Source organism: Pseudonocardia broussonetiae (assembly GCF_013155125.1).
Taxonomy (GTDB): domain Bacteria; phylum Actinomycetota; class Actinomycetes; order Mycobacteriales; family Pseudonocardiaceae; genus Pseudonocardia; species Pseudonocardia broussonetiae.
The window spans coordinates 5,478,672-5,505,128 of sequence record NZ_CP053564.1; the positions used below are offsets into that span (position 1 = coordinate 5,478,672).

Consider the following 26,457-nt stretch of genomic DNA (forward strand, 5'->3'; position numbering starts at 1 on the left):
GATCCCGGGCACTGCGGCGGTTTGACTGGGCCGGTCCAACGACGGACCGAGCGAACAGGAGAACCGGGTGCACGTCGGCTCCGCACGTCCCAGCACGACCAACACCGAGCTCGCGGGGAGCACCGGCACGTACGTCGACGACGTCGCGCCCGCCGGGTGCCTGCACGCGCAGATCCTGCGCAGCCCGCACGCACGGGCCCGGATCACGGCGATCGACACGGCCGCGGCGGCCGCCCTGCCCGGCGTCCGCCTGGTGCTGACCGGCGCGCAGCTGGCCGAGGAGCTCGGGCCGCTGCCGCTGCTGGTCGAGCCCGACGCCATCGGGATGGCCCGGGGGGTCGTCCCCGTCCTCGCCGTCGACGCCGTGCGGTACGCGGGCGAGCCCGTCGTCGTGGTGGTGGCCGACGACGAGGCGACCGCCGCCGGGGCCGTCGGGCTCGTCGTCGTGGAGTGGGACGTGCTGCCCGCGGTCCTCGACCGCGACGCCGCCCTGCTGCCCGGCTCGCCGATCGTCGAACCGGGGTGGCCCGACAACGTCCTGCTCCGCCAGCACCTCGACGCCGGCGACCTCGACGCCGCCGTGGCCGCCGCCGCCGGCCGCGTCGACGGTGAGCTGTCGGCCGCCCGGATCATGGCCTCACCGATGGAGCCGGCCGGCATCGTCGCGTCGTGGGACCAGCGGTCGGGCCGGTTGACGTGCTGGGCCTCGACGCAGAACCCGCACGTCCTGCGGTCCTACATCGGGGCCGCACTGGGCCTCTCGACGCACGACGTCCGGGTGATCGCGCCGCGGGTCGGCGGCGCGTTCGGGGCCAAGATCCCGCTGCGGCAGGAGGAGCTCCTCGCCTGCCACCTGTCGCGGCGCCTGCGGCGCCCGGTCAAGTGGATCGAGCAGCGCCGCGAGCACCTCGTCGCCTGCGGGCACTCGCGCGACATCCGCTGCCGCTACGACGTCGCCCACGCCGCGGACGGAACGATCCTCGGGATGCGCGTCGACCTCGTGGCCGACGTCGGCGCCGCGTCGGCGCTCTCCGGCTTCGTCATGGCCATGAACACCTTCATGTGCATGCCCGGTCCCTACCGGGTGACCAACCTGTCGATGGACCTCACCGCCGTGGTGACCAACCGGGCCCCCTGGCAGGCCTACCGCGGGTTCGGCAAGGAAGCGGCCTCGTTCTTCCTCGACCGGATCGTCGACCACGTCGCCGCGGCCACGGGCGTCGACACCGTCGACGTGCGGCTGCGCAACTTCGTGCCGGCCGAGGAGATGCCCTACCCGCAGCCGTCGGGCCCCGTCACCGACAGCGGCGACTTCGCGGCGTGCCTGCGCCTGCTGCTCGACGTGGTCGACGTGCCCTCGTTCCGCCAGGAGCAGGCCGCCGCCCGTCTCGCGGGGCGGTTGCTCGGGCTGGGGTTCGGCCAGGAGCTCACCCCCGAGGGCGCCTCCCCGCCCGCCAGCCTGTTCGGCGGCTACGACTCCGCGCACGTGCGGATGTCCGCCTCGGGTGACGTCACGGTGCTGACCGGCGTGACCTCGCCCGGCACCGGCAACGAGACGGGCATCGCGCAGATCGTCGCCGACTCGCTGGGCTGCGAGCTGCACCGCATCCGCGTCGTCCAGGGCGACACCGACATCAGCCCGCACGGCTCGGGCAACTACAGCTCGCGCAGCCTCACCGTCGGCGGGCAGGCGGCGCACCTCGCCGCGTCGGACGTCCGGGCGAAGCTGGTGCAGGTCGGCGCGAGCATGCTGGAGGCCGACCCGCGCGACATCGTCGTCTCCGAGGGGCGGGTGACCGTCGCGGGTTCGGCCGGCCCCGGGATCTCCCTCGACGCGGTGGCCGCCGAGGTCCACCTCAACCCGCACGGCGTGCACATGAACGACGTCGAGCCGGGGCTCGAGGTCGTCCGCTACTCGAAGATGGAGAACGTCTTCCACCAGCCGATGACGCAGGGCCGGTTCTCGATGTACCCGAACTGGTCCAACGCCAGCGCCGCGGCCGTCGTCGAGGTCGACCCGGAGACCGGCACCGTCACCGTGCTCCGCTACGCGCTGGTCCACGACAGCGGCCGGATCGTCAACCCGATGCTCGCCGACGCGCAGCTCCAGGGCGCGGTCACCCAGGGCATCGGCGCCGCGCTCTACGAGTTCGTCGCCTACGACGACGAGGGCCACGCCCTGTCCGACTCGTTCATGCACTACACGATCCCGTCTGCCAAGGAGGCGGTCCGCGTGGAGATCGCGCACGTCGAGACGCCGTCGCCCTACACGCACCTCGGGGTCAAGGGGGTCGGCGAGTCCGGGATCAGCGCCCCGTCCGGCGCGATCGCCGGCGCGATCGAGGACGCGCTCGGGCTGTCCGGCGCGCTGACCGCGCCACCGTTCACCCCGTCCCGCGTGTGGTCGGCGCTGCACGCCGCAGGAGGACCCCGATGAACGTCGCAGACCTGGACTACGCCGCCCCGACCACGCTCGACGACGCGCTCGACCTGCTGACCCGCTGGGACGGACGGGCACGGGTGCTGGCCGGCGGCATGAGCCTGCTCCCCGCCCTGCACCTGGGCACCGAGACGCCCGGGGCCGTCGTCTCGCTGGGCCGGATCGACCAGCTGACGCACATCGACGACGAGGGCACGCACCTGCGCATCGGCGCGCGGGTCACCCAGCGCACGCTCGCCACGGACGCACGGATCGAGGCCCGCTGCCCCGTCCTCGCCCGGGCCGCCCGCGGGCTCGCCGACGTGCAGGTGCGCAACCGGGGCACCCTCGGCGGCAGCCTGGCCAACGCCCACCCGGGCGCGGAGGCCGCCACCGTCCTGTGCGCGGTCGGCGCCGACGTCGTCGTCCGGGGACCCGACGGGGAACGGACCCTGCCCGTGGCCGATCTCGTCCTCGGCGCCGGCCGCACCGCGCTCGCGCCGACCGAGATCCTGACCGCCGTGCTGGTGCCGCACCAGCCCGTCGACGCCCGTGCCGCGTACCTGCGCTTCTCCCGCATCCAGGGCAACTACTCCACGGTCAACGCGGCTGCCCTGGTCGACGGGGAGTCGGTCCGCGTCGCCATCGGCGGCGCGACACCGCGGCCGGTCGTCCTCGAGGGCCCGGTACCGCGGGACGACGCAGCGCTGGCCGAGCTGGGGACCCGGGCCGCCGCCGCCTGCACCGCCGCCTACGACGACCACATGGCCACCGCGGCGTACCGCCGCGCCCTCGCCGCCACGCTCACCCGCCGTGTCGTGCTCGCCGCCCACGAAGGAGCCTGACGTGCACCAGAAGCTGACCGTCACCGTGAACGGCACCGACCACGAGCTGGAGATCGACACCCGGATCACCCTCGCCACCCTGGTGCGCGAGCACCTCGGGCTCACCGGCACCCACGTCGGCTGCCGCACCGGCAACTGCGGGGCGTGCACCGTCCGGCTCGACGGCGCCACCGTGAAGTCCTGCTGCGTCCTCGCGCTGGAGGTCGACGGCCACCGGGTCGAGACCGTGGAGTCCCTCCGCGACGGCGACGACCTGCATCCCGTGCAGCAGGCGTTCGCCGACGCGCAGGCGCTGCAGTGCGGCTTCTGCACCGCCGGGATGGTGATGTCGGCGGTGGCGCTGCTCGACGGGACGCCCGACCCCACGGAGGACGAGGTCCGGCGCGGGCTCGCCGGCAACCTCTGCCGCTGCACCGGGTACACGGCCATCCTCGACGCCGTCGCCGCCGCGGCCCGGGATCGCCGTGTGCCGCAGTGACCGCCGGCCGCTGCCGCCGCCGGTGCTGACGGAGGTCGCACCGGGCGTGCACGCCTACGTCCAGCCCGACGGCAGCTGGATGGTCAACAACACCGGCGTGGTCGTCGGGGACGACGGTGACCTCCTGCTCGTCGACACCACGTCGACGGAGGCCCGCACCCGCGCCCTCCTGGACGCCTGCGCCACCCTCAGCGACCGGCACGCGCGGCTGCTGGTGAACACCCACCACCACGGCGACCACACGTTCGGCAACTGGATGCTGCCCCCCACGACGACCGTCGTCGGGCACGCGCGCTGCCGGGACGAGGTGCTCGCCGCCGGGTTCCTCGCCGCCCAGGTCCTCGCCGGTCCGGACTACGGCCGGCAGGAGCTGCGGCCACCCGACCTCACCTTCGACGACCGGCTGGTCCTGCACGCCGGTGGCCGACGCGTCGAGCTGATCCACCTCGGACCGGCCCACACGACCAACGACGTGGTCGTCTGGCTGCCCGAGGAGCGCGTCCTGTTCGCCGGCGACCTCTGCTTCGCCGGGGGCCAGCCGTTCCTCGTCGAGGGCAGCGTGGCCGGCTACCGGGAGGCACTGGCCGGGATCCGGGCCCTGCGGCCCGCGGTCCTGGTACCCGGGCACGGCCCGGTGCAGCGGGGCACGGAGGTGCCCGCGCTGCTCGACGACCTCGACGCCTACGCCGCCTTCGTCACCGGGGTGGCCCAGGACGCGCACCGTGCCGGACGCACGCCGCTGCAGGCCGCACTCGCGCACCGGGACAACCCGTTCGCGACCTGGCAGGAGACCGAGCGACTCGTCGGCAACCTGCACCGCGCCTACGCCGAGCTCGACGGGGCACCGCTCGCCCGGCTCGACCTCACCGCCATCTGGCCGGAGATGACCACCTTCCACGGCGGGCCGATCCCGTGCCACGCCTGACCGAGAGGACCGCCCCGTGAAGTGGGTCTCCTACGTCTCACCCGCCTCCGCCACCCCGAGGGCGGGGGTGCTCGTCGACGACGAGGTCCGCGGCCTCGACGACCCGGCGACGCTCACCGACCTCATCGGCGCCGGCACGCTGGACGACGCGGGCCGACGGGCGCACGACCGACCGGCGGAGGTGGTGCCGCTCGCCGCGGCGCGGCTGCTCGCCCCGGTGCCCCGGCCCCCCTCGATCCGCGACTTCGGGTGCTTCGAGCTGCACTTCCTCAACGCCTCGCGCGCACTGGGGCTGCCGGTCGACCCCGTCTGGTACGAGCAGCCGGTCTTCTACTTCTCCAACCCGGCAGCCGTCCGCGGGCCCGGGGACGACATCCCCGTCTCCCCGGGGTCGGACCGCTTCGACTACGAGGTCGAGGTCGCCGCCGTCATCGGGAGGGAGGGCGGCGACCTGCGTCCCGACGAGGCCGAGCGGCACATCGCCGGGTACACCGTCCTGTGCGACTGGAGCGCCCGCGACCTGCAGGCCCGGGAGGCACCGATGGGGTTCGGGCCGGTCAAGGGCAAGGACGGGGCCACGAGCCTCGGCCCGGTGCTCGTCACCCCCGACGAGCTGGAGCCCCACCGGGCCGGGCACGGCTTCGACCTCGCGATGACGGCCTCGGTCAACGGGGTCCCCGTCGGCGGCGGCACGTGGGCCGACATCCACTGGTCCTTCGGACAGATGCTCTCCTACGCCTCGCGCGGGACGCGACTCGTGCCGGGCGACGTCATCGGCAGCGGGACCGTCGGCAACGGGTGCCTGCTCGAGCAGTCCGGCACCGCCGACTCCGCCCCGTGGCTGCGCCCCGGTGACGTCGTCGACACCACGGTCGAGGGCATCGGGACCCTGACCGGCCGGGTGGTGGGCGGCGTGGCCGTCGTGCCGCTGTGTCACGGCTGACCGGCGCTCAGACGCCGCGGAAGCGGTTGATGCCCTCGAGGTGGCGGGCGCGCTTGTCGGGGTCGGTGACGCCGAGGCCTTCTTCGGGGGCGAGGGCGAGGACGCCGACCTTGCCCTGGTGGCTGTTGGTGTGGACGTCGAGGGCGGCCTGTCCGGTGTCGGCGAGGGGGTAGACCTGGGACAGGGTGGGGTGGATGAGGCCCTTGTCGATGAGCCGGTTGGCCTCGTAGGACTCGCGGTAGTTCGCGAAGTGCGAGCCGATGATGCGCTTGAGGTTCATCCACAGGTAGCGGTTGTCGTAGGTGTGCTCGTAGCCGGAGGTGGAGGCGCAGGTGACGATGGTGCCGCCCTTGCGGGCGACGTAGACCGAGGCGCCGAAGGTCTCCCGGCCGGGGTGCTCGAACACGATGTCGGGGTCCTCACCGCCGGTCAGCTCGCGGATCTTCGCGCCCAGGCGCTTCCACTCCTTGGGGTCCTGGTGGTGCTCGTCGCTCCAGAACCGGTAGCCCTCCGCGGAGCGGTCGATGATCAGCTCCGCGCCCATCTTGCGGCAGACCTCGGCCTTCTCCGGGGAGGACACCACGCAGATCGGGGTGGCGCCGCCGTTGAGGGCGAACTGGGTGGCGTAGGAGCCCAGGCCGCCCGAGGCGCCCCAGATCAGGACGTTGTCGCCCTGCTTCATCCCGGCCCCGTTGCGCGAGACCAGCTGGCGGTAGGCGGTGGAGTTGACCAGCCCGGGCGCGGCGGCCTCCTCCCAGGTCAGGTGGGCGGGCTTGGGCATCAGCTGGTTGGACTTGACCAGCGCCAGCTCGGCCAGCCCACCGAAGTTGGTCTCGAACCCCCCAGATCCGCTGCTCGGGGTCCATCATCGAGTCCCCGTGCCCGTCGGGGCTCTCCATCTCCACCGACAGGCAGTGCGCCACGACCTGGTCACCGGGCTTCCAGGCGTTCACCCCGGGCCCGGTGCGCAGCACCACCCCGGCCAGGTCCGAGCCGACCACGTGGTAGGGCAGGTCGTGCCGGGCGGTGAGCGGGGAGATCCGGCCGTAGCGGCGCAGGAAGCTGAACGTCGACACCGGCTCGAAGATCGAGGTCCACACGGTGTTGTAGTTGATCGCCGAGGCCATCACCGCCACGACCGCCTCCCCCGGGCCCAGCTCCGGGGTGGCCACGTCTTCCACGTGCAGGGACTTGCGCGGGTCCTTCTCCTTGGACGGGATACCGGCGAACATCTCCGCCTCGTCGGCGTGCACGGTGACCCCGCGGTAGTGGTCGGGGACATCGAGCCCGCCGACGGCGTCGAACTGCCCGGCGAGGATGGCGTCGCGGATCTCCAGCACGGCTGGCCTCCGATGGCTGAGTCGTGGAGAGTGCGTGGCATATCAAGCGTAGCAGTCAGGGTGATCGGTTTGTCATCCACGACCGGTACCATCCGGCCTCGGAGAGCAGCTCGCGGTGCGGTCCGAGCTGCGCGACGCGACCGGACCGGAGGACCGCGACCGCGTCGAACCGCTCCAGGGCCGCGGGGTCGTGGGTGATCACCAGGACCGACCTGCCCCCGGTGGCGGCCAGCAGGTCCTCGAGCACCGCGTCACGGACGGTCGGATCGAGGTGCGCCGTCGGCTCGTCCAGGACGAGCACGGCCGGCTCGGTCAGCAGGACCCGCGCCACCGCGAGGCGCCGGCGCATGCCGCCGGAGAGCCGCTGCCCGCCGCTGCCGACGTCGGCGTCCAGACCCGGGGCGGGCATCCGGACGCGATCCAGGACCGCCACCAGCTCCGCGTCCGACGCGTCCGGCCGGGCCACCAGCAGGTTCTCCCGGACCGTGCCGGCGAACACGTGCGGATCCTGCGGGACGCCGGAGAGCCGCTCCCGCACGGCGTCCGGCTCGCGGGTGGTGACGTCGACCCCGTCGAGGTGGACGGTGCCGCCGTCGGGGTCGCGGAACCGGAACAGGACGTCCGCGAGCGTGCTCTTGCCGGCCCCGCTCGGCCCGATCAGCGCGATCCGCCGACCGGGCGGGAGGTCGAGGTCCACGCCGTCGAGCGCCCACGGCTCCGCCGGCCCGTAGCGCACCCGCAGGCCCCGGATCCGCAGCCCGGGCGCCTCGACCGGCGGCGCCGCAGCCCGGACCCGGACCGACGGTGGCGCGTCGAGCACGTCGAACAGCCGGGCGCCCGAGGCGTGCACGGCACCGAGCCTCGCCGCCGCGGCCGGGAGCGGGGCGACGACCTCGAAGGCGGCCAGCGCGGTGAGCACCAGCACCGCGAACGGCACGGCGGCGAGCGTCCCGCCGGCGACGGCGGCGACGGCCAGGAGCAGGGTCCCCCACAGCGTCGCGCCCGCCACGAGCGCCGACGCGGCCACCCCCGCGGCGAGCAGGAACGCGTCCCGGCGCGCGGTGCGGGTGAGCACCGCGTCGGCGTCGACGATCCGGTCGAGCGCGCGGGGCATCGCCCCGTAGGCGTGCAGGTCGGCCGCCCCGTGCACGGCGTCGACGACCGCCGCGGACAGCTCGGCGCGCGCCGCGGCCCGGCGCCTCCCGACCCCCCGGCCGGCCAGCGCCGCCGCGACCGGCACCACGATCCCGCCCAGTGCGAGGCCCACGGCCAGCAGCACACCGCCGGGGACCAGCAGCGCGGTGGCCAGCCCGACGGCACCCGCCCCGGCCGCCGCGGCGGCGAGCGGCGGGGTGATCCCGCCGATGACGAGGTCCTGCGTCGCGTCGGTGTCGGACACCAGCCGGGTCAGCAGGTCGCCCGTGCGGTACCGCTCGAACGGCTCGGTCCGCGCGAGCCGGGCGACCACCCGGGCCCGGACCCCGGCGAGGGTCCGCAGCGCGGCGTCGTGGGTGAGCAGCCGCTCCAGGTAGCGGGCCACCCCCCGGGTGACGCCGAGCGCGCGCGTGACGACGACCGCCACGGCGAGCGCCGTGAGCGGCGGGTGCTGCGCGGCGGTGGCCAGCAACCAGCCGGCGACGGCCATCAGGGCGATGCCCGCCCCCGTGGCGACGGCCCCGGCCAGCGCGCCGAGCGAGACGCCCCCGGCGCGGGGCCGCGCCAGCCCGACCATGCGGAGCAGCGGCCCGCCCCGCCGTAGGGCGTCCGGAGGAGGCAGCACGGCCGTGGAGCGCGTCACGCCGGCTCCACCGCCCGGCGCGCCGTGACCCGTCCCGCGGTGAGCGTCACGACGTCGTCGGCCAGGTCGACCCACCCCGCGTCGTGGGCGACGACCACCGCGGTGCCGCGCTCCACGAGCCGCGCCACCGCGGCCCGGACGAGCAGGGCGTTCTCCGGGTCGAGGTGCGCGGTCGGCTCGTCGAGGAGCACGATCGGGGTGACGCCGGTCGCCGCCACGGCCTCGCGGCGCAGGAACGCCCGAGCCAGCGCGATCCGCTGGTGCTGACCGGACGAGAGCCGGGCCCCCCGCTCCCCCAGCCGCGTCGCGTAGCCGTCGGGCAGGGCGCGCACGACGTCGTGCACCTCCGCGAGCTCGGCCGCGCGGCGCACGGCGGCGTCGGAGGCGCCCGGCTCACCGAGCCGGATGTTCTCGACCACCGGCGCGTCGAACAGGTGGGGCCGCTGGGGCACCCAGGCGAGGCGGCGGCGCCAGAGCTCGACCGGCACGTCCGCGAGGTCCACCGGCTCGCCGTCGGCGCCCGTCAGGGTGACGGTGCCCTTGTCGGGCGCGCCGAACCGCAGGAGGAGCCCGAGCAGACTGGTCTTGCCCGCCCCGCTCGGACCGACGACCAGCGTGGTGCGACCGGGCCGCAGCTCCAGGTCGACGCGGTCGAGCACCGGGGCGGGCCGCCCGGGACGGGTCAGCACCACCCCGCAGAGGGAGATCGCGGGATCGGCGCCCGCGGCCGCCGGGTGCTCGGGGTCCGGCAGCGGACCGCCGGGCCGGTCGAGCACCTCGAACACCCGCCCGGCCGCCGTCGCCCCCTCCAGGCCCGCGTGGAACCGCGCTCCGAGCTCGCGCAGCGGGAGGAACGCCTCCGGGGCGAGGATCAGGACCAGCAGGGCCGACTCGTAGTCGATCCGGCCGTGGAGCAGCCGGAACCCGACCCACGCCGCGATCACCGCGACCGAGACCGACGCCAGCAGCTCCAGGGCCAGCGCGGACAGGAAGGCCACCCGCAGCGTCTCCATCGCCGCCCGGCGGTGGCGGTCGCCGACCTCCCGCAGGCGCGCCGCCTCGGCCGCCGCGCGGCGGAGCACCGCGAGCGTCGGCAGGCCCTCGACGACGTCCAGGAAGCGCCCGCCCAGGCGTTCGAGCAGCACCCACTGCCGCTGCGCACGCTCGCGCGAGTACCGCCCGATCAGCGCGAGCAGGAACGGGACCAGCGGCAGCGCGAGCCCCAGGAGCACCCCGGAGACCGGGTCGGCCGTCACCACGACCACGAGCACGGTGAGGGGCACCACCGCGGTGAGCAGGATCTGCGGCAGGTACCGGGCGACGTAGGCGTCCAGCGGGTCGAGTCCGCGCGTCGCGAGCGTCGCGAGCTCACCGGGGTCGGTGGCGGCCGGGTCGGCGGCCGCGCCGGTGACGTGCGACGCGAGCCGGCGCCGCAGGTCCGACGTCACCAGCGCGGCGCTGCGCAGCGCCGCACCCTCCGCCCCGTACGCCAGCCCGGCGCGGGCCAGGACGACCAGCCCGACGGCGGCGACGGCCGCACCGAGGTCGGGCTCCCCCGCCGTGGCCCCGGCGACGACCCGCGCCAGCAGCCACGCCTGCGCCACGGTCAGCGCGGCGAGCGCGAGGCTGCACACCACGGAGACCACCAGGTGCACGCGGACCGCGCGGGTGCTCCGCAGCAGCCGCGGGTCGAGTACCGCCATGCCCCATGCCTACCCCGGACGCCGTCGCCGCGGGGGCGGGTTCCGCTGCGCGGGAGCGCGCTGCCCGCCGACGGTCACCGCCCGCCGACGGTCACCGCCCGCGGGTCGGCAGCAGGTCCCGCAGGGGGCGGGGCACCACGCCGCGGGTGGCGTCGAGCCGTCGGGCCGTGCGGCGGGAGACGAGGATCCCGACCACGGCCAGGGCCCACACCGGGTACTGCACGAGCCAGGCGACGCGGAACGCCTCCGGGGTGAAGCCGCCCTGCGCCGTCAGGACGACCCCCATGGCGCTGAGCACCACGAGCGACGCCAGGAAGCCGCCGAGGTTGACCATGCTCTGCGCGACGGCCAGGTTCGGCGACGGGTTCGCGGTGCGACCGATGTCCAGGCCCACCACGGAGCCGGGCCCGGCCGCGGCGAGCACCAGCACGAGCACGACGAGCAGCCAGGACGGCGCCGGGCCGGGCAGCGCCAGCACGGCGGTCCACACGACCACCTCGGCCGCGATCACGCCGAGCAGCAGCCAGGACCGGCGCAGCGGGTGCCGCACGGTCAGCACGCCGATCAGCGGGCCGACGCAGATCGTCGCGACGACGAGCAGCGAGAGCAGCGCCCCCGCCGCCGCCGTCGTCAGGCCCTGCGCGGAGACCAGGTAGGGCACACCCCACAGCAGCGTGAAGACCATCATCGGGAACTGCGTGCCCATGTGCCCGAAGAAGCCCAGCCGGGTGCCGGGGCGGGCCCACACCGCCCGGAGCTGCCGCCCGATCTCCCGGGCCGAGACCGGCGGCGCCGGGGTCCAGGCCCGGCCCGGGGCGTTGCGCACCACGGCCAGGGCCAGCACCGCGACGGCGGTGCCGGCCGCCGCCGCGAGCCCGAACGCCGTCGACCACCCCGCACCGGCCAGGACGGCCGCGAAGGGCACGGCGGAGAGGATCTGGCCGGTCTGGCACAGGATCGTCGTCAGCTGGGTGATCAGCGGCACCCGCCGTGCGGGGAACCAGCGGGGCACCAGGGACAGCACGGCGGCGAAGACCACGGCGTCCCCCGCACCCACGAGCACCCGGGCGGACACCGCCGCGCCGAGCGCGGGCGCGAACGCCAGCAGCAGCTGGCCACCCCCCAGCAGCACACCGCTGACGGCGAGCATCGTGCGCGAACCGAAGCGGTCCACCAGCAGGCCGGCCGGGATCTGGGCCGCGACGTAGACCGCGACCTGGACGAACACGAACGCCGAGAGCGTGCCGGGGCTGATGTCGAAGCGTTCCGCGGCCTGCAGACCGGCGACGCCGAACGAGGTGCGCTGCATGACCGCGAGCACGTAGGCGAGCACGCCCACCGACCACACCGCCCAGGCGGTGCGGCTCACCCGCGTCACGGGCCCGGGGTCGATCGTCGTCACGGCTCCTCCTCGCTCGCCCGTCGAGTGTGGCAAACGTTTGCCATCGATTGCCAGCGTGCGGTAGGAACTGGGCCATGCGTCACAGGGAGGCGCGGGCCGTCACGCTGCACGACGTGGCCCGCGAGGCGGGGGTGGCGGTGTCGACGGTGTCTCGGGCGCTGTCGAACCCCGGCCGCGTCAGCCCGCGCACCCGCGACCGCATCCGGGCCGTGGCCCAGCGCCTGGACTACCAGCCCAACCGCATCGCGCAGGCGCTGCCGTCCGGGCGCACCCAGATGCTCGCGCTGCTCGTCCCGGACATCACCAACCCGCACCACTTCGGCCTGGTGAGGGGGGCCGAGGCCCAGGCGCGGGCCGCCGGCTACACCCTCGTCATCGGGGACACGCAGGAGAGCCCGGAGCTGGAGTCGGTGCACGCGCAGCGCCTGGGCTCGGTCGTCGACGGGATCGTGCTGGCCGCGAGCAGGCTCGCCGAGGCCGACCTGCACGCACTGGCGTCGCGCCGGCCCGTCGTGCTGTTCAACCGGGAGGTCGACGGCTTCCCCGGTGTCGTCACCGACTCCGCCGACGGTGCCCGCCAGATCGTGCAGCACCTCGTGGCGCTGGGCCACCGCTCCATCGCCTACCTCGCCGGCCCGCCGGACCTGTGGACCGACGGCGTCCGGTGGCGCGCGCTGTCGACCCACGCGGAGCGGGCGGGTGTCGGCATCGCCCGCCTCGGGCCGTTCTCCCCGACCGTCGACCACGGGGCCGCCGCCGCCGACGTCGGGCTCGCCTCCGGCGCCACGGCGCTGGTGGCCTTCAACGACCTGCTCGCCATCGGCGTGCTGCGCCGGCTGGAGCGGCTCGGGATCGCCGTGCCGGGGCGCGTCAGCGTCGTCGGCTTCGACGACGTCTTCGGCTCCGACTTCTGCCACCCCCCGCTGACGACCGTCACCAGCCCCGTGGACCAGGCCGGGCGCACCCTCATCGACCTGCTGCTGGGCGCCCGCGCCGACCGGCAGGTGGTCCTGCCGACCCCGCTGCGCGTCCGGGACTCGACGGGGCCCGCCGCACCCGCGGCGGCTACCGGCGGCTCAGGTGGGCCACGTACGCCGTCACCTCGATCATGAAGCGCGGCTCCTCCCCCGCCCTCCCGAAGTCGGGCGACCCGACGGCCGACCGGGCCGGCCGGTGGTCGCCGAAGCGCTCGGTCCACACGGCGTTGAACACCGGGCGGTCCCGCTGCAGGTGACGCATGACGATCCCGACCCGCACGACGTCGGTGAGGCCCGCCCCTGCGGCGTCGAGGATCGCGGCGAGGTTGTCGAACAGCTGCTCGGCCTCGGCGCGCGCGTCACCGGGGATCGCGTGCCCGTCCGGGTCCGCGCCGAACAGCGCGGACACGTGCACCCAGCCGCCCGCCTCCACCGCCTGCGGCACGGGACCGGTGTGCGACGGGGCGCGGTCGGTGTGGATGACGTTCATCCCGCCTCCCAGGTCACGGTGAGCTCCCGCTTGGCACCGAACCGCTCGAGGTGGCGCGCGAGGACGTCCTCGACGTGGGCGAGGTCCTCCGCCCCCTCGGCCTCGGCCCCGAGCAGCAGCGCACCGTCACCCGGCTGCACGGTCCCGACGCCGTAGGCGAACACCAGCCGTCCACCCTCCGGTGCGCCGTCGAGCGGCTCGACGGTGTTCTTCCGGCCCAGGTGCGACAGCAGCTGCTTGGCGTACCGCGCGGGCGCGTCGGTGGTGACGGAGGCCGTGGACCGCAGCGTCACGCCCCGTACACCTCGATGGCGCCGAGGCCGTCGAACTCGAACGTCACGCTGCGCCCGGCCACCACCGGCACCGGTGCCGTGACGCCGCCGGAGAACACGATCTGCCCGGCCCGCAGCTGCTCGCCCTCGGCGGCGAGCTGGTTGGCCAGCCACGCGACCGACGCCGCCGGGTGGCCCATGACGGCCGCTCCGGCCGCGGTCATCGCGACCTCGCCGTCCACCCGGACGACGGCGCCGAGCAGCCGCAGGTCCTCCATCTCGTCGGGGCGGCGCGCGATCGGCCCGAGGTAGAAGGCCCCGGCGCTGGCGTTGTCGGCCACGACGTCCGACAGCGTGAACCGGAAGCTCTCGTAGCGGGAGTCGAGCACGTCGACCGCGCCGAACACGACGTCCGTGGCCGCCAGCACCGAGGTGATCGTGGCGGGGGGCTCGACGTCGCGCGCGAGCAGGAACGCGATCTCGCACTCGACGCGCGGGTGGATGAAGCGGTCCAGGCGCACCGGGTCGCCGTACGCCGACAGCATGCCGCTGGTGACCCGGCCGTACAGCGGCGCGTCGAGCCCCATCGCCTGCTGCTTGTTGCGGCTGGTCAGGCCCAGCTTCCACCCGACGAAGACCTCCCCCGCGTCCAGCTTGGACTGCACGAACGCCTTCTGGGCGGCGTAGGCCGTGTCGACCGGGATGTCGGGGTGCTGCTCGCTGAACTGGGCGATGCCCCTCCTCTCCCGCTCGGAGGCGATGAGGGTGTCGGCGATCTCCCGGGCCGTGATGCTCATGCCTGGTCCCCGTTCGAGAAGCGGACGGTCACGGCGCCGAGGTGCGCGAACTCGGCCCGGAACACGTCGCCGGGCGCCACCGGCACCATCTTGTGGACCGCGCCGGGCAGCACCACGTCGCCGGCGCGCAGCCCCTCGCCGAACGCGCCGAGGGTGTTGGCCAGCCAGGCGACGCAGCGGGCCGGGTTCCCCAGCGCCGCGGCCCCGGCGCCGGAGTCGATCACCTGGCCGTGCCGGGAGACGACCACGCCGAGCAGTCGCAGGTCCAGCTCGCGCACCGGCCGCATCCGCCCGCCCAGGACGATCAGGCCCGACGACGCATTGTCGGCCACGGTGTCGACGAGCGTGATCCGCCAGTCGGCCACGCGGCTGTCCACGACCTCCACGGCCGGCAGGGCACCCTCGATCGCCGCGAGCGCGCGGGCGGTGGTGACGCCCGGCCCGGCGAGGTCCTCGGCCATGACGAACGCCAGCTCGGCCTCCACGCGCGGCTGCACGAGCCGGCCGAGGTCGATGAGGTCGCCGTCCTCCACGACCATCTCGTCGGTCAGCACGCCGAAGTCGGGCTCGTCGACCCCGAGCATCCGCTGCATCGGGAGGGAGGTCAGACCGACCTTCCGTCCGATCACGCGCTGCCCCGCGGCGACGCGCCGCTCGATGTTGAGCGTCTGCACGGCGTAGGCGTCGGAGACGACCAGGTCGGGGTGCCGCTCGGTCAGGGGCGGCACCGGCTTCGCGGCACGGTCGGCCTCCCACAGCTCGTCGGCGAGTTCTCGGTGGAGCGCGGATGGGTGCACCGGTCCACGGTGTCCGCCCGACCGCGACCCGGGCAAGGACGCCGGGGGCCGCTTCCGTGCAGCGGGAACTACGCCTCCAGCGCGGCGAGCCGGTCCGGCAGCTGCCGGCGGGAGCTGACGCCGAGCTTCTGGAACGCGTTGCGCAGGTGGTACTCGACGGTCTTGATGCTGACGACCAGCTCGTCGGCCACCTCGCGGTTGCTGCGTCCCCCCGCCGCGAGCCGGGCCACCACCAGCTCCTGCGAGGTCAGCCCGGCCCGGTCGCGGTCCGGCCCGGTCGCCGGTCGCAGCCCTGATGCGGCCAGCTCGGCCTCGCAGCGCTCCGCGAAGGGTCTGGCCCCCAGGCCGGTGAAGCGGCGCTGGGCGGCGGTGAGCAGGTCGGCGGCCCGCCTGCGCTTGCCGGCCCGGCGCAGGAACTGCCCGGCCGCGAGCTCGATGCGCGCCTGTTCGAAGGGCAGTCCCCGACCCTCGACGGCGGCGACGGCCCGCTCGAAGGCGGCCTCGGCCTGCTCGGGACGGCCGAGGGCGGCCTCGATCCGGCCCCGCGCCCTGGCCAGCCGGCCGAGGGCGGACCGTCGGCCCCGGAGCCGCGCCAGCTCCTCGTGCGGGACGAGGAACCCGTCGGCCTCCTCCGCGCGGCCGACCGCCACGAGCGCATCCGAGTAGAGGTCCTGCCAGGTCCAGAAGCCCGGCTCGTCGACGGCGTCGCGGTGCGCGAAGCGGCGCACCGGTTCGAGCGCGGACAGCACGGCGGCGGGATCCGCGCATGCCTCGCCGATGCGGGCCCTGGCCATCGCGAGCGCGACGGTGGACCGCTCGTACCCGTCGGGACGGGCGACCACGCCGGCCAGGAAGCCCTCCGCCGCGTCCCAGTCGCCCCGGGCCGCGGGGACGAGCGCCGCGATCCCGACGACGGCCGCCCGCATGAAGCCGAAGTCGGACTCCATGTTGATCGCCACCGCCCGCTCCGCGTGCACCAGGGCCTCGTCCCAGTCCCCGGCGACCCACTCGGCCCGCGCGAGGTAGGCGAGGCCGAACGCCGCGGTGTTGAGGATCCCCCGCTCCGAGGCGACCGCCGCGACGGACACCAGGTCGGCCCGCGCGCCGTCGAGGTCGTCGTCGACCAGTCGGAGCACGCCGCGGGCCGACCGCGGGTTCAGCCAGAGGTGGTCCCGGTCGAGCGGCTGCTCGTCGGCCGACGCGGACTCCGCCGACGACTCCGCGGCGTACCCGCCGTACCCCAGCCCGTGCAGCAGGTAGGTCTGCGCGACGGCGCGCAGCGCGGTGTCGTCGGGCGGCAGCACGTCCAGGGCCCGGCGGCACCACACGACCGTCGCCGCGGCGTCGAGCCGGCCGTAGGAGTGGATCGCCGTCATCACGGCGACGACGGCGTCCACCTCGTGGTCGGCGTCGCTGCCACGACGCCGCGATGCCCACGCCGACGCGAGGAGCTGCTCCGCGGAGGACAGGTCGTCGGCGGCGATCGCGAGCCCGCCCAGCACCGCGTCCCGCAACGGACCCGGGGGGAACGCCGCGATCTCCGGCCCGAAGGTCGCGGCCGTCGTCGCGTCGCCGCGCAGCAGCGTCCAGACCACGGCGCGCAGGATCCGGATCCGCGCCTCCGCCGGGTCCGGCACCAGCCTGCTCGCGTCGATCAGGTGCGCGGCCGCGCTCTGCCACGCCTGCCGGTGGGCCTCACCGTCGGCGAACCGGGTCAGGTCGTCGGCCAGCCGCGCGTCCGGGTCGGTGGCGGCGGCCACCCGGTGGCGCAGGGCCGCCGCCTCGTCGTCGGCGAGCCCGGCGGCGGCGAGGTGCAGGTCGTGCCGGCGGGCCGGCCCGAGCTCGTCGTACACGGCCGCCCGCACGAGCGGGTGCGGGAACGACACCGTCCACGGCGGGCTCGACGAGGACAGCCGCACGATCCCGACCTTCGCCGCCTCGTCGACGGCGGCGAGCGGCTGCTCGACCCCGGCGAGCGCGGCGACGCGGGCGAGCGTGCTGTGCGGCCCGAGCACGGCGGCGGCGTCGACGAGCAGGCGCGCGGACGCCCCGCAGTCCTCGTACCGGTCGCGCACCAGCATCCGGAACGACCGCGGCGGCGGCAGCGGCTGCTCCGCGGGACCCCAGCGGGCGGGGGGGAACTCCTCCAGGAGCGCACGGGCGTGCAGCGGGTTGCCCTGCGTGCCGTCGCACAGCCGTTCGGCCGCACGCGCCGCGAACTCGCCGATGCCCATCCCCGCGGCGAGCGCCCGCAGGTCGGCGGCGTCGAGACCGCGCAGCGGCAGCACGCTGCCCCGGTGCCCCGTCACGAGGCGGCGCAGGCTCTCCGGCAGCCCGGCGACCGAGTCGTCGCGCACCGCGAGCAGCGTCAGGACGGGATCGGCGACGAGCCTGCGCAAGGCGAACACGAGCGCCTGCACCGAGGGCAGGTCGGCCCAGTGGACGTCGTCGACGACGACGACGACGACCGGTGGGCCGGACCCGAGCCGGTCGACGAGGTCCAGGAGGCGGGTGCCCACCCGCACGGGATCCTCGACCGGCGACGCCGCACCCGGCATCGACTCGAGCAGCGACGCGCCGGCCTCGCCCGCCGACCGCGCGAGCTGCTCGACGACGCCGTAGGCGAGGCGGGACTCGGTGTCCTCCCCGCTGGAGCGCACGACGACGGGGGCGGGGTCCAGCCCGCCGAGGAACTGCTCGATCAGCGCGGTCTTGCCGATGCCCGCGGGGCCCTCGATGTGCACGACCTGCGGCTTCCCGGCCATCGACTCGGCCAGCCGCGCCCGCAGGGCCTCCAGCTCGGGCCCTCGGCCGACGAACAGCGACATCCGGTCCTCCGGCACGGCCGCGACGACGCCCGGGGACGGGCGCCGGCGTCGCGAGGTGGCAGGACCGGATCCTACCGCTGGAACGGCCCTGCACCATCCCGCCGGACGGACGCGGGGCGCGTCGCCACGGCGTCGGCACCGCGCGGCAGCGGGGCGTCGAGGACGGTCTGCAGGAGGGCGCGCCCGACGTCGGTGCTGACGAGCACCTCGAACCAGTAGGCCGCCACCTCGCGCACGAAGTCCGGGGCGGTGACGTCACGGAGGACGAGGCCACGCGTGTCGGCGTGCTGCAGCGCCACCGCGTTGGCCACCCCGACCCCGACCCCGGCCCGGGCCATCGCGACGAGCGACTGCGGGGCGTCGACGCAGACGCGGGGCTGCACGGCGAGTCCCGCCGCGGCCAGCAGGGTGAGGACCTCCGCCGGGGCCTCCGCGGCGGTGCCCGCGACGACCAGCGGGTGCGCGACGAGGCGGTCCGGCGTCACGGGACCGCCACCGGCGAGGGGGTGGTCGGCCCCGACGACGATCTGCATCCTCTCGCGCCACAGCACCCGCTCCCGGAGACCGGGGGCCAGCGGGTGGCCGAGGGTCGGCAGCACGGCGACGACCACGCCGTCGGCGGGGAACCTGCGCTCGACGTCGTGCCGGCTCTGCTCGGCGAGCGTGACCCGCACGCCGGGGTGGTCGCGGCTCATGGCCTCGATCACGCCGGGGAACAGCGCCGTGCCGATGCACGGGGTCGTCAGCACCACGAGCGACTCCTGGTCCATGGCCCGCAGAGCACCCACGGCAGCCCGGGCGCTCCCGACTCCCGCGACGATCTCCCGGGCGTGGCGCGCGAAGACCCGCCCCGCGGTGGTCACGGTGGCGGGGCGGCGACTGCGGTCGACGAGCCGCACGCCGAGCTCGCGCTCCAGACCGGCGATGTGGGCGCTCACCCGGGACTGGGAGCGGTGGACCTGCTCGGACGCGGCGGTGAACCCCCCGCGGTCCACCACCGCGAGGAACGTCTCCAGCCAGTCGAGCTCCATGCCCGCGATCATCCGGCCGCGGCCCGGGGTCCGCCCCAGTGCACGACCCTGGTTCCGTTGTTCCAAACCCCAGGCCGTGGGTAGTCCATCCGATTTACGCATCGGATCCTCCGAAGCACGCTCTGCTACGGGGCAGCCGATCCGTGTTGGCTGGGCGGTGAGTTCGATCACACGTCCGAGTGGACGGTCTCCACGACGATGAGGAGAGCGACATGGCCGGCAACTCGACCGAGCCGGGACGGTCCGTCACCAGCAAGATCACCTCGATCCTGATGACGTTCACCGAGGGCAGCGAGCACTCCCTCACCGAGATCGCGCGGCTCGCCGGTCTCCCGATCTCCACCGCCCACCGGCTCGCGTCCGAGCTCGCGTCGTGGCGGCTGCTGGAGCGCACCGACGACGGCCACTACCGGGCCGGGCTGCCGCTGCGCGTGATCGGCGCCGCGGAGGCCTGCGCGCCGAGCATCCCCGAACGGGCTCCCTGCGTGCTGGAGGACCTCGCGGCGGCCACCCGCTGCCGGGTGCGGCTGGGGGTGCTGCGCGAGCTGGAGGTGGCCTACATCGAGAAGGAACCCGGCCAGCGACCCGTCACCGCGTTCTCCGCGGCCGCGACCCTGCCCGCGCACCCCACCGCGCTGGGTCGGGCGCTGCTGGCGTTCTCGCCCGCCAGCACCGTCGAGATGGCCATCATCCGCGGACTGCGTCCCTACACCGCCCACACCGTGACCTCGCCCGACCGCTTCCGCCGGGCGCTGGCCGTCACGCGCCTCACCCGCGTCGCGATGACCCGGCGGGAGCTGGACGCCTCCACGTCCGGGGTCGCGATGCCCGTGTTCGGGGTGGGGGGCGAGGTGGTGGCCGCCATCGAGCTGACGGTGCGCGACCTGGGGCACGACGTGTCACCGGTCATGGCGGCCCTGTCGATCGCCACCCGCAGCCTGTCCCGGGAGCTCGCCGGGCGCCCGGAGCGCTCCGTGCTGCCGGCGCCGAGCACGGCGGACCTCGAACCTCCGGTGCCGCAGCGGGCGTGACGCTCACTCCAGGACGTAGGTCCCCGGGCCGTCGCCGATCACCGGGTGCTCCTGGCTGCCCGTCCGCGGCGGCGCCTGCAGCGGCCCGGAGCTCGCCTCGGACCAGCGCGTCCAGTCCTCCCACCACGACCCGCTGCGGCGCTCGGCGGCGCTGCGCCACGCCGAGCCGGTCGGCGGGAGCGCCGACTCGGTCTCGGTCACCATGTGCCACGCCTTGGGCCCGGGCGGGCTGACGATGCCGGCGATGTGCCCGCCGCTGCCCAGCACGAACCGCACCGGTCCGCTGACCATCCCGACCGTCTTGTAGGCGGACTCCCACGGCACGATGTGGTCGTTGATCGCGCTCACGACGTAGGTCGGGGCCTTGATCGCGCCGAGGTCGATCGTCCGCCCCGCGATCTCCAGCTGCCCCGTGGCCAGCTTGTTGTCGAGGTAGAAGTTGCGCAGGTAGAACGCGTGCATGGCGGCGGGCATCCGCGTGCTGTCGGCGTTCCAGGCGAGGATGTCGAACGCGGGCGGGTCCTGCCCCATCAACCAGTTGGACACGACGTAGTTGAAGATCAGGTCGTTGGCGCGCAGGACGTCGAACGTGCCGGCCATCGACGCGCCCGGGAGCGTGCCCTCCTTCCGCATCTTCCTCTCGAGCCTGTCCACCGTCTCCCGGTCGGTGAACGTGCCGAGCGCTCCGGGGTCGGCGTAGTCCAGCATCGTGTTGAGCAGCGTCAGCGTGCCCACGCGGTCGTCCCCCGCCTGCGTCAGGTACGCCGCGGTGATCGCCGTCAGCGCACCGCCCAGGCACAGTCCCACGATGTCGACGGTGTCGGCGCCGGTGATCTCGGTGATCACGTCGAGGGCGGTCTGCGGGCCGTGCACGAGGTAGTCGTCCAGGGTGGTGCCGGACATGTCCGCCGTCGGGTTCCGGTAGCTGATCGCGAACACCGTGCGACCGTGCTGCACCGCCCACTCGATGAAGCTGCGGCCCGGCGCCAGGTCCATCACGTAGTACTTGTTGATCCACGGCGGGCTGCACAGCAGCGGCGCCGCGTGCACCTGCTCGGTCTGCGGCTCGTACTGCAGCAGCTCCATCAGGTCGTTGCGGAAGACGACCTTCGCGGGCGTCGCCGCCAGGTTGCCCCCGACGGTGAACCCGCTGGTGTCGACCTGGCGCGGGCGGCCCCCGTTGTGCAGCAGGTCGTCGACGAACGTCCGCGCGCCCTTGACCAGGCTGGCGCCGGCGGTGTCGAACGCGCGCTTGAGCGCGGCGGGGTTGGTGGCGAGGAAGTTCGTGGGTGCCAGCGCGTCGAGCAGCAGGTCCATCGCGAGCACCGCCTTGCGGGCGGCGTCGGCCTCCACCGCCGAGGACCCCACGACGTCCCGGGCGAAGCGGCACGCGGCGAGGTAGGCGAGCCGCACCGAGTAGTAGACGGGGTTCGTGCTCCACGCCGGGTCGGCGAAGCGCCGGTCCCTGGCGTCCACCTCGAACGGGGGCTCACTGGTGCCGCCGAGGAACCGGGTCGTCGCCACGAGCGGGATCTGGGCCAGGTCGCCCGCGAGCCGCAGGGTGGCCCGGGCGGGTACCGCGGGGCTCCACAGGCTCGAGCGCAGGGCCCGGGTGAGCGCGCCGCCGAGCCCTGCGGCGTCCATGTCCTCCACCAGCCCGGACTCGGGCCCCAGCACGCCCGCGGCGCGCTCGGCGATCTCACGTGCGGCGTGCACCGGTTCCTGCGACATGCCCCCATCGTCACGGGCGCGGACCCCGGGAGCGTGGTTCTCCCGCTGGTCGGAACCCCCGCCGGGGGCGTGGCGCCCCCGCCCGGCCCGCCGTCACCCTGGACGGGACGACACCCCTGGGGGCGACGATGACCGTTTCCGCCCGCCCGACGGCGGCACCGCAACCGGCCGGACCGGCCACGCACGTCCGCACGGCGCTGGCGACCGTCTGCATCTCCGGGACCCTGGAGGACAAGCTCGACGCCGCCGCCGCGGCGGGCTTCGACGGCGTGGAGATCTTCGAACCCGACCTGGTCGCGTCCTCGTCGTCGCCTGCCGCCGTGCGCTCCCGGTGCGCCGACCTGGGGCTGTCGATCGACCTCTACCAGCCGTTCCGCGACTTCGACGACGTCCGCCCCGAGGTCGTCGAGGCCAACCTCCGGCGGGCGGAGCGCAAGTTCGACGTGATGGAGCAGCTCGGCACGGACCTGGTGCTGGTGTGCTCGTCGTGCATCCCGACGGCCGTGGCCGAGGACGACCGGATCGCCGAGCAGCTGCACCGGCTGGCGGTCCGCGCGGCCGCCCGCGGCATCCGGGTCGCCTACGAGGCGCTCGCCTGGGGCCGCGAGGTGAACACCTACGAGCGCTCCTGGGAGGTGGTCCGGCGGGCCGACCACCCGGCACTCGGGCTGTGCGTGGACAGCTTCCACATCCTCTCGCGCGGCTCCGACCCGGCCGGGATCCGCGACATCCCCGCCGACAAGCTGTTCTTCCTCCAGCTCGCCGACGCCCCGATGCTGGACATGGACGTGCTGCAGTGGAGCCGCCACCACCGGCTGTTCCCCGGCCAGGGCACGTTCGACCTGCCCGCGTTCCTCGGCCACGTGCTCAGCGCCGGGTACGACGGGCCGCTGTCGCTCGAGGTCTTCAACGACGTGTTCCGCCAGTCCGACCCCCGCCGGACCGCGGTCGACGCACGGCGGTCGCTGCTCGCGCTGGCCGAGGCGACCACGGACCGGGTGCCGCCCGCGGTGCGCGGAACGCTCGCGTCGACCGCCCTGCCCCCGGAGCCGACCCTGCGCGGGTACGCGTTCGCCGAGCTGGCCGTCGACGCCGGGAGCGCTCCCGCGCTGGCCGCGACCCTCGCGGCGCTGGGGTTCACCCACTCCGGGCAGCACCGCTCCAAGCCGGTGCAGCTGTGGCGGTACGGTGCGGCGACGGTCCTGGTCAACGCCTCCGGACGGCCGGGTGCCGCGGTCGCGGCGATCGGGGTCGAGACGGCCGACCCGGGCGCGGCCCTGCGACGCGCGGAGGCCCTGCTCGCCCCCGCCCACCCGCAGCCGCACGGGCCCGCCGAGGCCGACCTGTCCGCCGTGGCGGCACCGGACGGCACCGAGGTCTTCTTCTGCCGCACCGGTGCCGACGACGCCACGAGCTGGCTGTCGGACTTCGTCCCGACCGGCACCGGGACGGACGCCGGCGACGCGGGGATCACGCACATCGACCACGTCGCGCTGACGCAGCCGTTCGACTCCTTCGACGAGGCCGCGCTGTTCTACCGCGGGCTGCTCGGGCTCCGCACGCAGCACGCCTCCGAGGTGGCGGCCCCGTTCGGACTGGTCCGCAACCGCGCGGTCAGCGACGCCGCGCGCACCGTCCGGCTGTGCCTGAGCGTGTCGGTGCTGCGTCGCGGCGAGTGGGGGCCCGCCGTCACGGACCCGCAGCACGTCGCGTTCGCCACCGACGACGTGCTGGCCGTGGCGCGCGCCGCCCGCGCGGCGGGCGCCCCCGTGCTCGACATCCCGGACAACTACTACGACGACCTCGACGCCCGCCTCGCCCCGCCGCCGGACCTGCTGGCCCGGATGCGCGAGCTGGGCGTGCTGCTCGACCGCGACGCCGACGGCGAGTTCCTGCACTTCTACACCGAGGTGCTGGGCGGCCGCGTGTTCTTCGAGGTCGTGCAGCGGGTCGCCGGGTACGCGGGGTACGGCGAGCTCAACGGCCCGGTCCGGATGGCCGCGCACCGGCGTCAGCGCGCCCGGGCGGGAGACCGGTGACCCGCACCGGGCGGCGCCCGCCGCCGCGCAACCGCCGCGGGGCGCACCGGACCACCGGTGCCACCCCCCGCACCCGGGAGCGGGCCGCGGTCCGGCTCCAGCCGGCCGACCGGACCGGGCGGAGCACGGCGGACGAGCACCTGGCCGTGCGCGACCGGGGACCGGTCCGCGCCTACGTCCGGGACGTCGTCGACGCCCGGCGGCGGCTCGTGGGCCTGTTCATGCCCGCGTTCGCCTGCGCGCTGATCTCCTGGCAGAGCCCGCCGTCGGAGCTGCGGAGCATCCTGCTGACCGTGGGCCTGGCCGCACTGGCCGTCGTGGTGACCGACGCCATGGTCCTCGGAGCGCAGGTGGTGCGGATGACCCGCCTGCAGTTCCCGAACACCCACGTCAGCGGCCTGCGGACGGGCTGGTACGCGTTCATGCGGGCCCACCGTCCGCGCCGGATGCGGCGGCCGGTCCCCCGCGTCGCGCCCTGACCCGCCGGCGACCGGGTCTATCCTCGGGTCCGGGACGGTGTCCCGGGTTGCTCCCCAGCGCTGTGTCGGCACCTGCGGCTCCGGCCACACCCCTGCCGAGACTCCAGACCCCGGGAGCGACCATGCCCACCCGTCCAGGACCCGACCTCCGCGAACGCGTCAGCGACACCCTGCTGCGGGTCGGCACCGAGAACGCCCTCGACAGCGCGGACCTCGTCCGGGAGCTGTCCGGGGTCGACCCCCGCACCCCCGGCTACGCCTCCGCGGCCCAGGCGGTGGCGGTGGCCCGCTGGGTCGACTCCGCCGTGCTGTGGCTGTCCTGGCGCCTGCGTCCCCGCACGATCACGGTCCCGACGCCCTGAGCCGCGGCGGCCCGTCCCGCCGGGTCGGTCAGGCGGCCGGTTCGACGGGGAGCCCGGTGCGCGCGGCCTCCAGGACGGCGTCCACCACCTGCAGGGTCCGCAGCCCGTCGCGCCCGCTGCAGATCGGCCGGGCGTCGCCGCGGATGACCGCGGCGAAGTGCGCGATCTGGGCGGCCAGCGGGTCGGTCCGCTGCAGGCTCACCCGCGAGGCGTGGAACCGCTCGTACCAGGAGCGGCTCCCGCGGTACTCGAGCACCCGCATCGTCGGGATCGACAGCGATCCCGTGGTGCCCGCGATGTGGTAGCAGTCCTCGTCGGCGTGCGTGGGGTAGTCCGAGTTCTCGCGCGAGGTGTGCTCCCAGCTGCGGGCCGATGCGGCGGTGTCGGACAGCAGGAAGGTGCCCAGCGCCCCGTTCGCGAACGTGAACAGGATCGCCGCCGTGTCCTCCACCGGGAACCCCCGCGTCGCGGACGACGTCACGGCCTGGACCCGGACGACGTCGCCGACCAGCGCGAGCAGGGCGTTCACCTCGTGCACGAGGTTGAGCAGGACCGGCCCGCCGCCGGGCTCGCGCCGCCAGCCACCACCGGCCTCGAAGTAGTCGTCGGGCTTGTGGAACAGCGCCGTGCCGCTCACCGCGACGATCCGCCCCAGGACGCCGCTCGCGACCACCGACCGGGCCGCCGTCATGATCGCGGAGTAGTTGCGGTGGTGGCCGGTGAGCAGCGGGACCCCCGCCGCCTCCGCCGCCTCGACGAGCCGCGTCGCGGCCTCGACGCTGTCGCCGATCGGCTTCTCCACGACCACCGGCACGCCCGCGGCCACGCACTGCAGCCCGCCGTCGACGTGCAGGCGGTTCGGCGTCGCCAGGATGACGCCGTCGGGCCGGTCGGCGGCGAACGCCTCGGCGAGCGAGGCGTGCAGCGCCACCCCGTACTTCTCGGCCTGCTCCGGGCCGGCCGGACCGGGGTCGACGATCGACGCCAGCTCGGCGGCCGGGCTCCCGTCGATCTCCTCAATGTGGCGCTTCCCGATCAGCCCCGCGCCCGCCACCGCGATCCGCACCCGGCTCATCCCCGCACCTCCCGGCTCAGGAGGGGCGTCGCCTGGTCGACGACCGCGCGGACGCGGGCATCAGGAAGTGCAGGGCGACGCCGACGGCCCCGAGCGCCGCGACGACCCATCCGAACAGCCCGAACTCCGGGCCGGAGTCGAGCACCAGCGCGAGCACCAGGCCCAGTACGAGCGTGCCGCAGCTCATGAAGAGTTGGATGACCCGACCTCCGTCCGTGCCGCCGGCGCCAGCTGGTGCAGGCCCCGGAGTGCGAGCACGTAGCCGTGCACGCCGAACCCCACGATGATGCCCGCTGCGACCGGCGAGATGAAGGAGTGGTGCCGGAACTCCTCGCGGCGGTGCACGTTCGAGATGTGGCACTCGACCACCGGCAGCTCGGCCCCCTCGATGGCGTCGTGCAGCGCGATCGAGGTGTGGGTGTGGGCGCCCGGGTTGTAGACGGCCCCGATCGATCGCCCCGCCTTCACCTCGCCTCCCCACTCGTGGATCCAGTCGATCAGCTGCCCCTCGTGGTTCGACTGGCGGAACACCACCTCGAGCCCGAGCTCGGCCGCGGTCTTGCGGCACATCTCCTCGACGTCGGCCAGTGTCGTCGTCCCGTACACCTCCGGCTTGCGGGTGCCGAGCAGGTTGAGGTTCGGGCCGTTGAGCACGAGCACGGACGTCATGCGGGCACCTCCGGGTGCGGATGGTC

The 26,457-nt window shown here is 75.1% G+C and carries 23 protein-coding genes and 1 pseudogene; 10 read left to right on the forward strand and 14 right to left on the reverse strand.

What is annotated here, in order from left to right:
* Positions 1–67: 67 nt before the first annotated feature.
* Genes HOP40_RS26545 through HOP40_RS26565 form a run of 5 tightly spaced genes read left to right on the forward strand, consistent with a single transcriptional unit; the run spans position 68 to position 5,610 of the window.
* Positions 68–2,437, forward strand: a complete 2,370-nt coding sequence (locus HOP40_RS26545) for a xanthine dehydrogenase family protein molybdopterin-binding subunit (RefSeq protein WP_172163422.1) — start codon at positions 68–70, stop codon at positions 2,435–2,437.
* Entirely contained in the window at positions 2,434–3,264 is an 831-nt protein-coding gene (locus tag HOP40_RS26550; protein WP_172163426.1) for an FAD binding domain-containing protein, read from the forward strand. The genes HOP40_RS26545 and HOP40_RS26550 overlap by 4 nt, the downstream gene beginning before the upstream one ends.
* A gap of 1 nt (position 3,265) precedes the next feature.
* Positions 3,266–3,742, forward strand: coding sequence for a (2Fe-2S)-binding protein (locus HOP40_RS26555; RefSeq protein WP_172163429.1), 477 nt, complete (start codon positions 3,266–3,268; stop codon positions 3,740–3,742).
* Entirely contained in the window at positions 3,729–4,667 is a 939-nt protein-coding gene (locus HOP40_RS26560; RefSeq protein ID WP_240157292.1) for an MBL fold metallo-hydrolase, read from the forward strand. The genes HOP40_RS26555 and HOP40_RS26560 overlap by 14 nt, the downstream gene beginning before the upstream one ends.
* 16 nt (positions 4,668–4,683) lie before the next feature.
* Positions 4,684–5,610: a fumarylacetoacetate hydrolase family protein gene (locus HOP40_RS26565; protein WP_172163432.1), complete on the forward strand. Its 927-nt coding sequence runs from the start codon at positions 4,684–4,686 to the stop codon at positions 5,608–5,610.
* 7 nt (positions 5,611–5,617) lie between these two features.
* Here the strand turns inward: HOP40_RS26565 and ccrA are convergent.
* The 4 genes and pseudogenes from ccrA to HOP40_RS26585 form a co-directional block, all read right to left on the reverse strand.
* Positions 5,618–6,950 (reverse strand): annotated as a pseudogene (gene ccrA, locus HOP40_RS26570) (crotonyl-CoA carboxylase/reductase).
* Between the two features lie 55 nt (positions 6,951–7,005).
* Positions 7,006–8,748 carry a thiol reductant ABC exporter subunit CydC gene (gene cydC / locus HOP40_RS26575; RefSeq protein WP_240157293.1) on the reverse strand — a complete coding sequence of 581 codons (1,743 nt, stop codon included), beginning with the start codon at positions 8,746–8,748 and terminating at the stop codon, positions 7,006–7,008.
* On the reverse strand, positions 8,745–10,451 hold the full coding sequence (gene cydD, locus HOP40_RS26580; RefSeq protein WP_172163435.1) for a thiol reductant ABC exporter subunit CydD: 1,707 nt from the start codon (positions 10,449–10,451) through the stop codon (positions 8,745–8,747). Before cydD ends, cydC begins: the two co-directional genes overlap by 4 nt.
* Before the next feature lie 91 nt (positions 10,452–10,542).
* Positions 10,543–11,853 (reverse strand): MFS transporter, encoded by a 1,311-nt coding sequence (locus HOP40_RS26585; protein WP_205346929.1) that lies wholly within the window; start codon positions 11,851–11,853, stop codon positions 10,543–10,545.
* A 74-nt stretch (positions 11,854–11,927) separates the two neighbouring features.
* On the opposite strand from HOP40_RS26585, the gene HOP40_RS26590 reads away from it, so the two are divergent.
* Complete coding sequence (locus HOP40_RS26590; protein ID WP_172163438.1) at positions 11,928–12,965, forward strand: LacI family DNA-binding transcriptional regulator; 1,038 nt, start codon at positions 11,928–11,930, stop codon at positions 12,963–12,965.
* Here the strand turns inward: HOP40_RS26590 and HOP40_RS26595 are convergent.
* The 6 genes from HOP40_RS26595 to HOP40_RS26620 all read right to left on the reverse strand — a co-directional run bounded on the left by HOP40_RS26595 (position 12,919) and on the right by HOP40_RS26620 (position 19,045).
* Entirely contained in the window at positions 12,919–13,320 is a 402-nt protein-coding gene (locus HOP40_RS26595) for a RidA family protein (RefSeq protein WP_172163441.1), read from the reverse strand. The genes HOP40_RS26590 and HOP40_RS26595 overlap by 47 nt on opposite strands.
* A complete protein-coding gene (locus tag HOP40_RS26600) occupies positions 13,317–13,613 on the reverse strand; it encodes a DUF2218 domain-containing protein (protein WP_172163444.1) in 297 nt (98 codons plus the stop codon). The genes HOP40_RS26595 and HOP40_RS26600 overlap by 4 nt, the downstream gene beginning before the upstream one ends.
* The gene (locus HOP40_RS26605; RefSeq protein WP_172163463.1) at positions 13,610–14,389 is read right to left on the reverse strand and encodes a 2-keto-4-pentenoate hydratase; all 780 of its coding nucleotides are present in this window, start codon (positions 14,387–14,389) and stop codon (positions 13,610–13,612) included. Before HOP40_RS26605 ends, HOP40_RS26600 begins: the two co-directional genes overlap by 4 nt.
* The gene (locus tag HOP40_RS26610) at positions 14,386–15,186 is read right to left on the reverse strand and encodes a 2-keto-4-pentenoate hydratase (RefSeq protein WP_172163481.1); all 801 of its coding nucleotides are present in this window, start codon (positions 15,184–15,186) and stop codon (positions 14,386–14,388) included. The genes HOP40_RS26605 and HOP40_RS26610 overlap by 4 nt, the downstream gene beginning before the upstream one ends.
* A gap of 68 nt (positions 15,187–15,254) precedes the next feature.
* Positions 15,255–18,014, reverse strand: coding sequence for a LuxR family transcriptional regulator (locus tag HOP40_RS26615; protein ID WP_172163483.1), 2,760 nt, complete (start codon positions 18,012–18,014; stop codon positions 15,255–15,257).
* A 71-nt stretch (positions 18,015–18,085) separates the two neighbouring features.
* Positions 18,086–19,045 carry a LysR family transcriptional regulator gene (locus tag HOP40_RS26620; protein ID WP_172163485.1) on the reverse strand — a complete coding sequence of 320 codons (960 nt, stop codon included), beginning with the start codon at positions 19,043–19,045 and terminating at the stop codon, positions 18,086–18,088.
* A 212-nt stretch (positions 19,046–19,257) separates the two neighbouring features.
* On the opposite strand from HOP40_RS26620, the gene HOP40_RS26625 reads away from it, so the two are divergent.
* Positions 19,258–20,076, forward strand: a complete 819-nt coding sequence (locus HOP40_RS26625; RefSeq protein ID WP_172163487.1) for an IclR family transcriptional regulator — start codon at positions 19,258–19,260, stop codon at positions 20,074–20,076.
* A 3-nt stretch (positions 20,077–20,079) separates the two neighbouring features.
* Here HOP40_RS26625 and HOP40_RS26630 read toward each other — a convergent pair whose 3' ends face one another.
* On the reverse strand, positions 20,080–21,807 hold the full coding sequence (locus tag HOP40_RS26630; protein WP_172163489.1) for a PHA/PHB synthase family protein: 1,728 nt from the start codon (positions 21,805–21,807) through the stop codon (positions 20,080–20,082).
* 128 nt (positions 21,808–21,935) lie between these two features.
* On the opposite strand from HOP40_RS26630, the gene HOP40_RS26635 reads away from it, so the two are divergent.
* The 3 genes from HOP40_RS26635 (at position 21,936) to HOP40_RS26645 (ending at position 24,687) form a co-directional block, all read left to right on the forward strand.
* Positions 21,936–23,846: a bifunctional sugar phosphate isomerase/epimerase/4-hydroxyphenylpyruvate dioxygenase family protein gene (locus tag HOP40_RS26635; protein WP_172163491.1), complete on the forward strand. Its 1,911-nt coding sequence runs from the start codon at positions 21,936–21,938 to the stop codon at positions 23,844–23,846.
* Positions 23,843–24,325, forward strand: a complete 483-nt coding sequence (locus tag HOP40_RS26640; RefSeq protein WP_172163493.1) for a DUF3043 domain-containing protein — start codon at positions 23,843–23,845, stop codon at positions 24,323–24,325. Before HOP40_RS26635 ends, HOP40_RS26640 begins: the two co-directional genes overlap by 4 nt.
* A 122-nt stretch (positions 24,326–24,447) precedes the next feature.
* Positions 24,448–24,687 carry a hypothetical protein gene (locus tag HOP40_RS26645; protein WP_172163496.1) on the forward strand — a complete coding sequence of 80 codons (240 nt, stop codon included), beginning with the start codon at positions 24,448–24,450 and terminating at the stop codon, positions 24,685–24,687.
* Between the two features lie 28 nt (positions 24,688–24,715).
* Here HOP40_RS26645 and HOP40_RS26650 read toward each other — a convergent pair whose 3' ends face one another.
* Genes HOP40_RS26650 through aroQ form a run of 3 tightly spaced genes read right to left on the reverse strand, consistent with a single transcriptional unit; the run spans position 24,716 to position 26,431 of the window.
* Complete coding sequence (locus HOP40_RS26650; protein WP_172163499.1) at positions 24,716–25,762, reverse strand: Gfo/Idh/MocA family protein; 1,047 nt, start codon at positions 25,760–25,762, stop codon at positions 24,716–24,718.
* A 16-nt stretch (positions 25,763–25,778) separates the two neighbouring features.
* Positions 25,779–25,949 carry a hypothetical protein gene (locus tag HOP40_RS26655; protein ID WP_172163502.1) on the reverse strand — a complete coding sequence of 57 codons (171 nt, stop codon included), beginning with the start codon at positions 25,947–25,949 and terminating at the stop codon, positions 25,779–25,781.
* Positions 25,946–26,431 (reverse strand): type II 3-dehydroquinate dehydratase, encoded by a 486-nt coding sequence (gene aroQ / locus HOP40_RS26660; RefSeq protein WP_172163505.1) that lies wholly within the window; start codon positions 26,429–26,431, stop codon positions 25,946–25,948. The genes HOP40_RS26655 and aroQ overlap by 4 nt, the downstream gene beginning before the upstream one ends.
* Positions 26,432–26,457 lie beyond the last annotated feature (26 nt).

Bases quoted from the DNA above. Each gene is read 5' to 3' on its own strand.
- HOP40_RS26550 (WP_172163426.1), top strand. From the start codon at position 2,434: ATGAACGTCGCAGACCTGGACTACGCCGCCCCGACCACGCTCGACGAC.
- HOP40_RS26620 (WP_172163485.1), bottom strand. From the start codon at position 19,045: ATGGAGCTCGACTGGCTGGAGACGTTCCTCGCGGTGGTGGACCGCGGG.
- cydD (WP_172163435.1), bottom strand. From the start codon at position 10,451: ATGGCGGTACTCGACCCGCGGCTGCTGCGGAGCACCCGCGCGGTCCGC.
- HOP40_RS26605 (WP_172163463.1), bottom strand. From the start codon at position 14,389: ATGAGCATCACGGCCCGGGAGATCGCCGACACCCTCATCGCCTCCGAG.
- HOP40_RS26615 (WP_172163483.1), bottom strand. From the start codon at position 18,014: ATGTCGCTGTTCGTCGGCCGAGGGCCCGAGCTGGAGGCCCTGCGGGCG.
- HOP40_RS26625 (WP_172163487.1), top strand. From the start codon at position 19,258: ATGGCCGGCAACTCGACCGAGCCGGGACGGTCCGTCACCAGCAAGATC.
- HOP40_RS26590 (WP_172163438.1), top strand. From the start codon at position 11,928: ATGCGTCACAGGGAGGCGCGGGCCGTCACGCTGCACGACGTGGCCCGC.
- aroQ (WP_172163505.1), bottom strand. From the start codon at position 26,431: ATGACGTCCGTGCTCGTGCTCAACGGCCCGAACCTCAACCTGCTCGGC.
- HOP40_RS26635 (WP_172163491.1), top strand. From the start codon at position 21,936: ATGACCGTTTCCGCCCGCCCGACGGCGGCACCGCAACCGGCCGGACCG.
- HOP40_RS26630 (WP_172163489.1), bottom strand. From the start codon at position 21,807: ATGTCGCAGGAACCGGTGCACGCCGCACGTGAGATCGCCGAGCGCGCC.
- HOP40_RS26655 (WP_172163502.1), bottom strand. From the start codon at position 25,949: ATGAGCTGCGGCACGCTCGTACTGGGCCTGGTGCTCGCGCTGGTGCTC.
- HOP40_RS26650 (WP_172163499.1), bottom strand. From the start codon at position 25,762: ATGAGCCGGGTGCGGATCGCGGTGGCGGGCGCGGGGCTGATCGGGAAG.
- HOP40_RS26645 (WP_172163496.1), top strand. From the start codon at position 24,448: ATGCCCACCCGTCCAGGACCCGACCTCCGCGAACGCGTCAGCGACACC.
- HOP40_RS26595 (WP_172163441.1), bottom strand. From the start codon at position 13,320: ATGAACGTCATCCACACCGACCGCGCCCCGTCGCACACCGGTCCCGTG.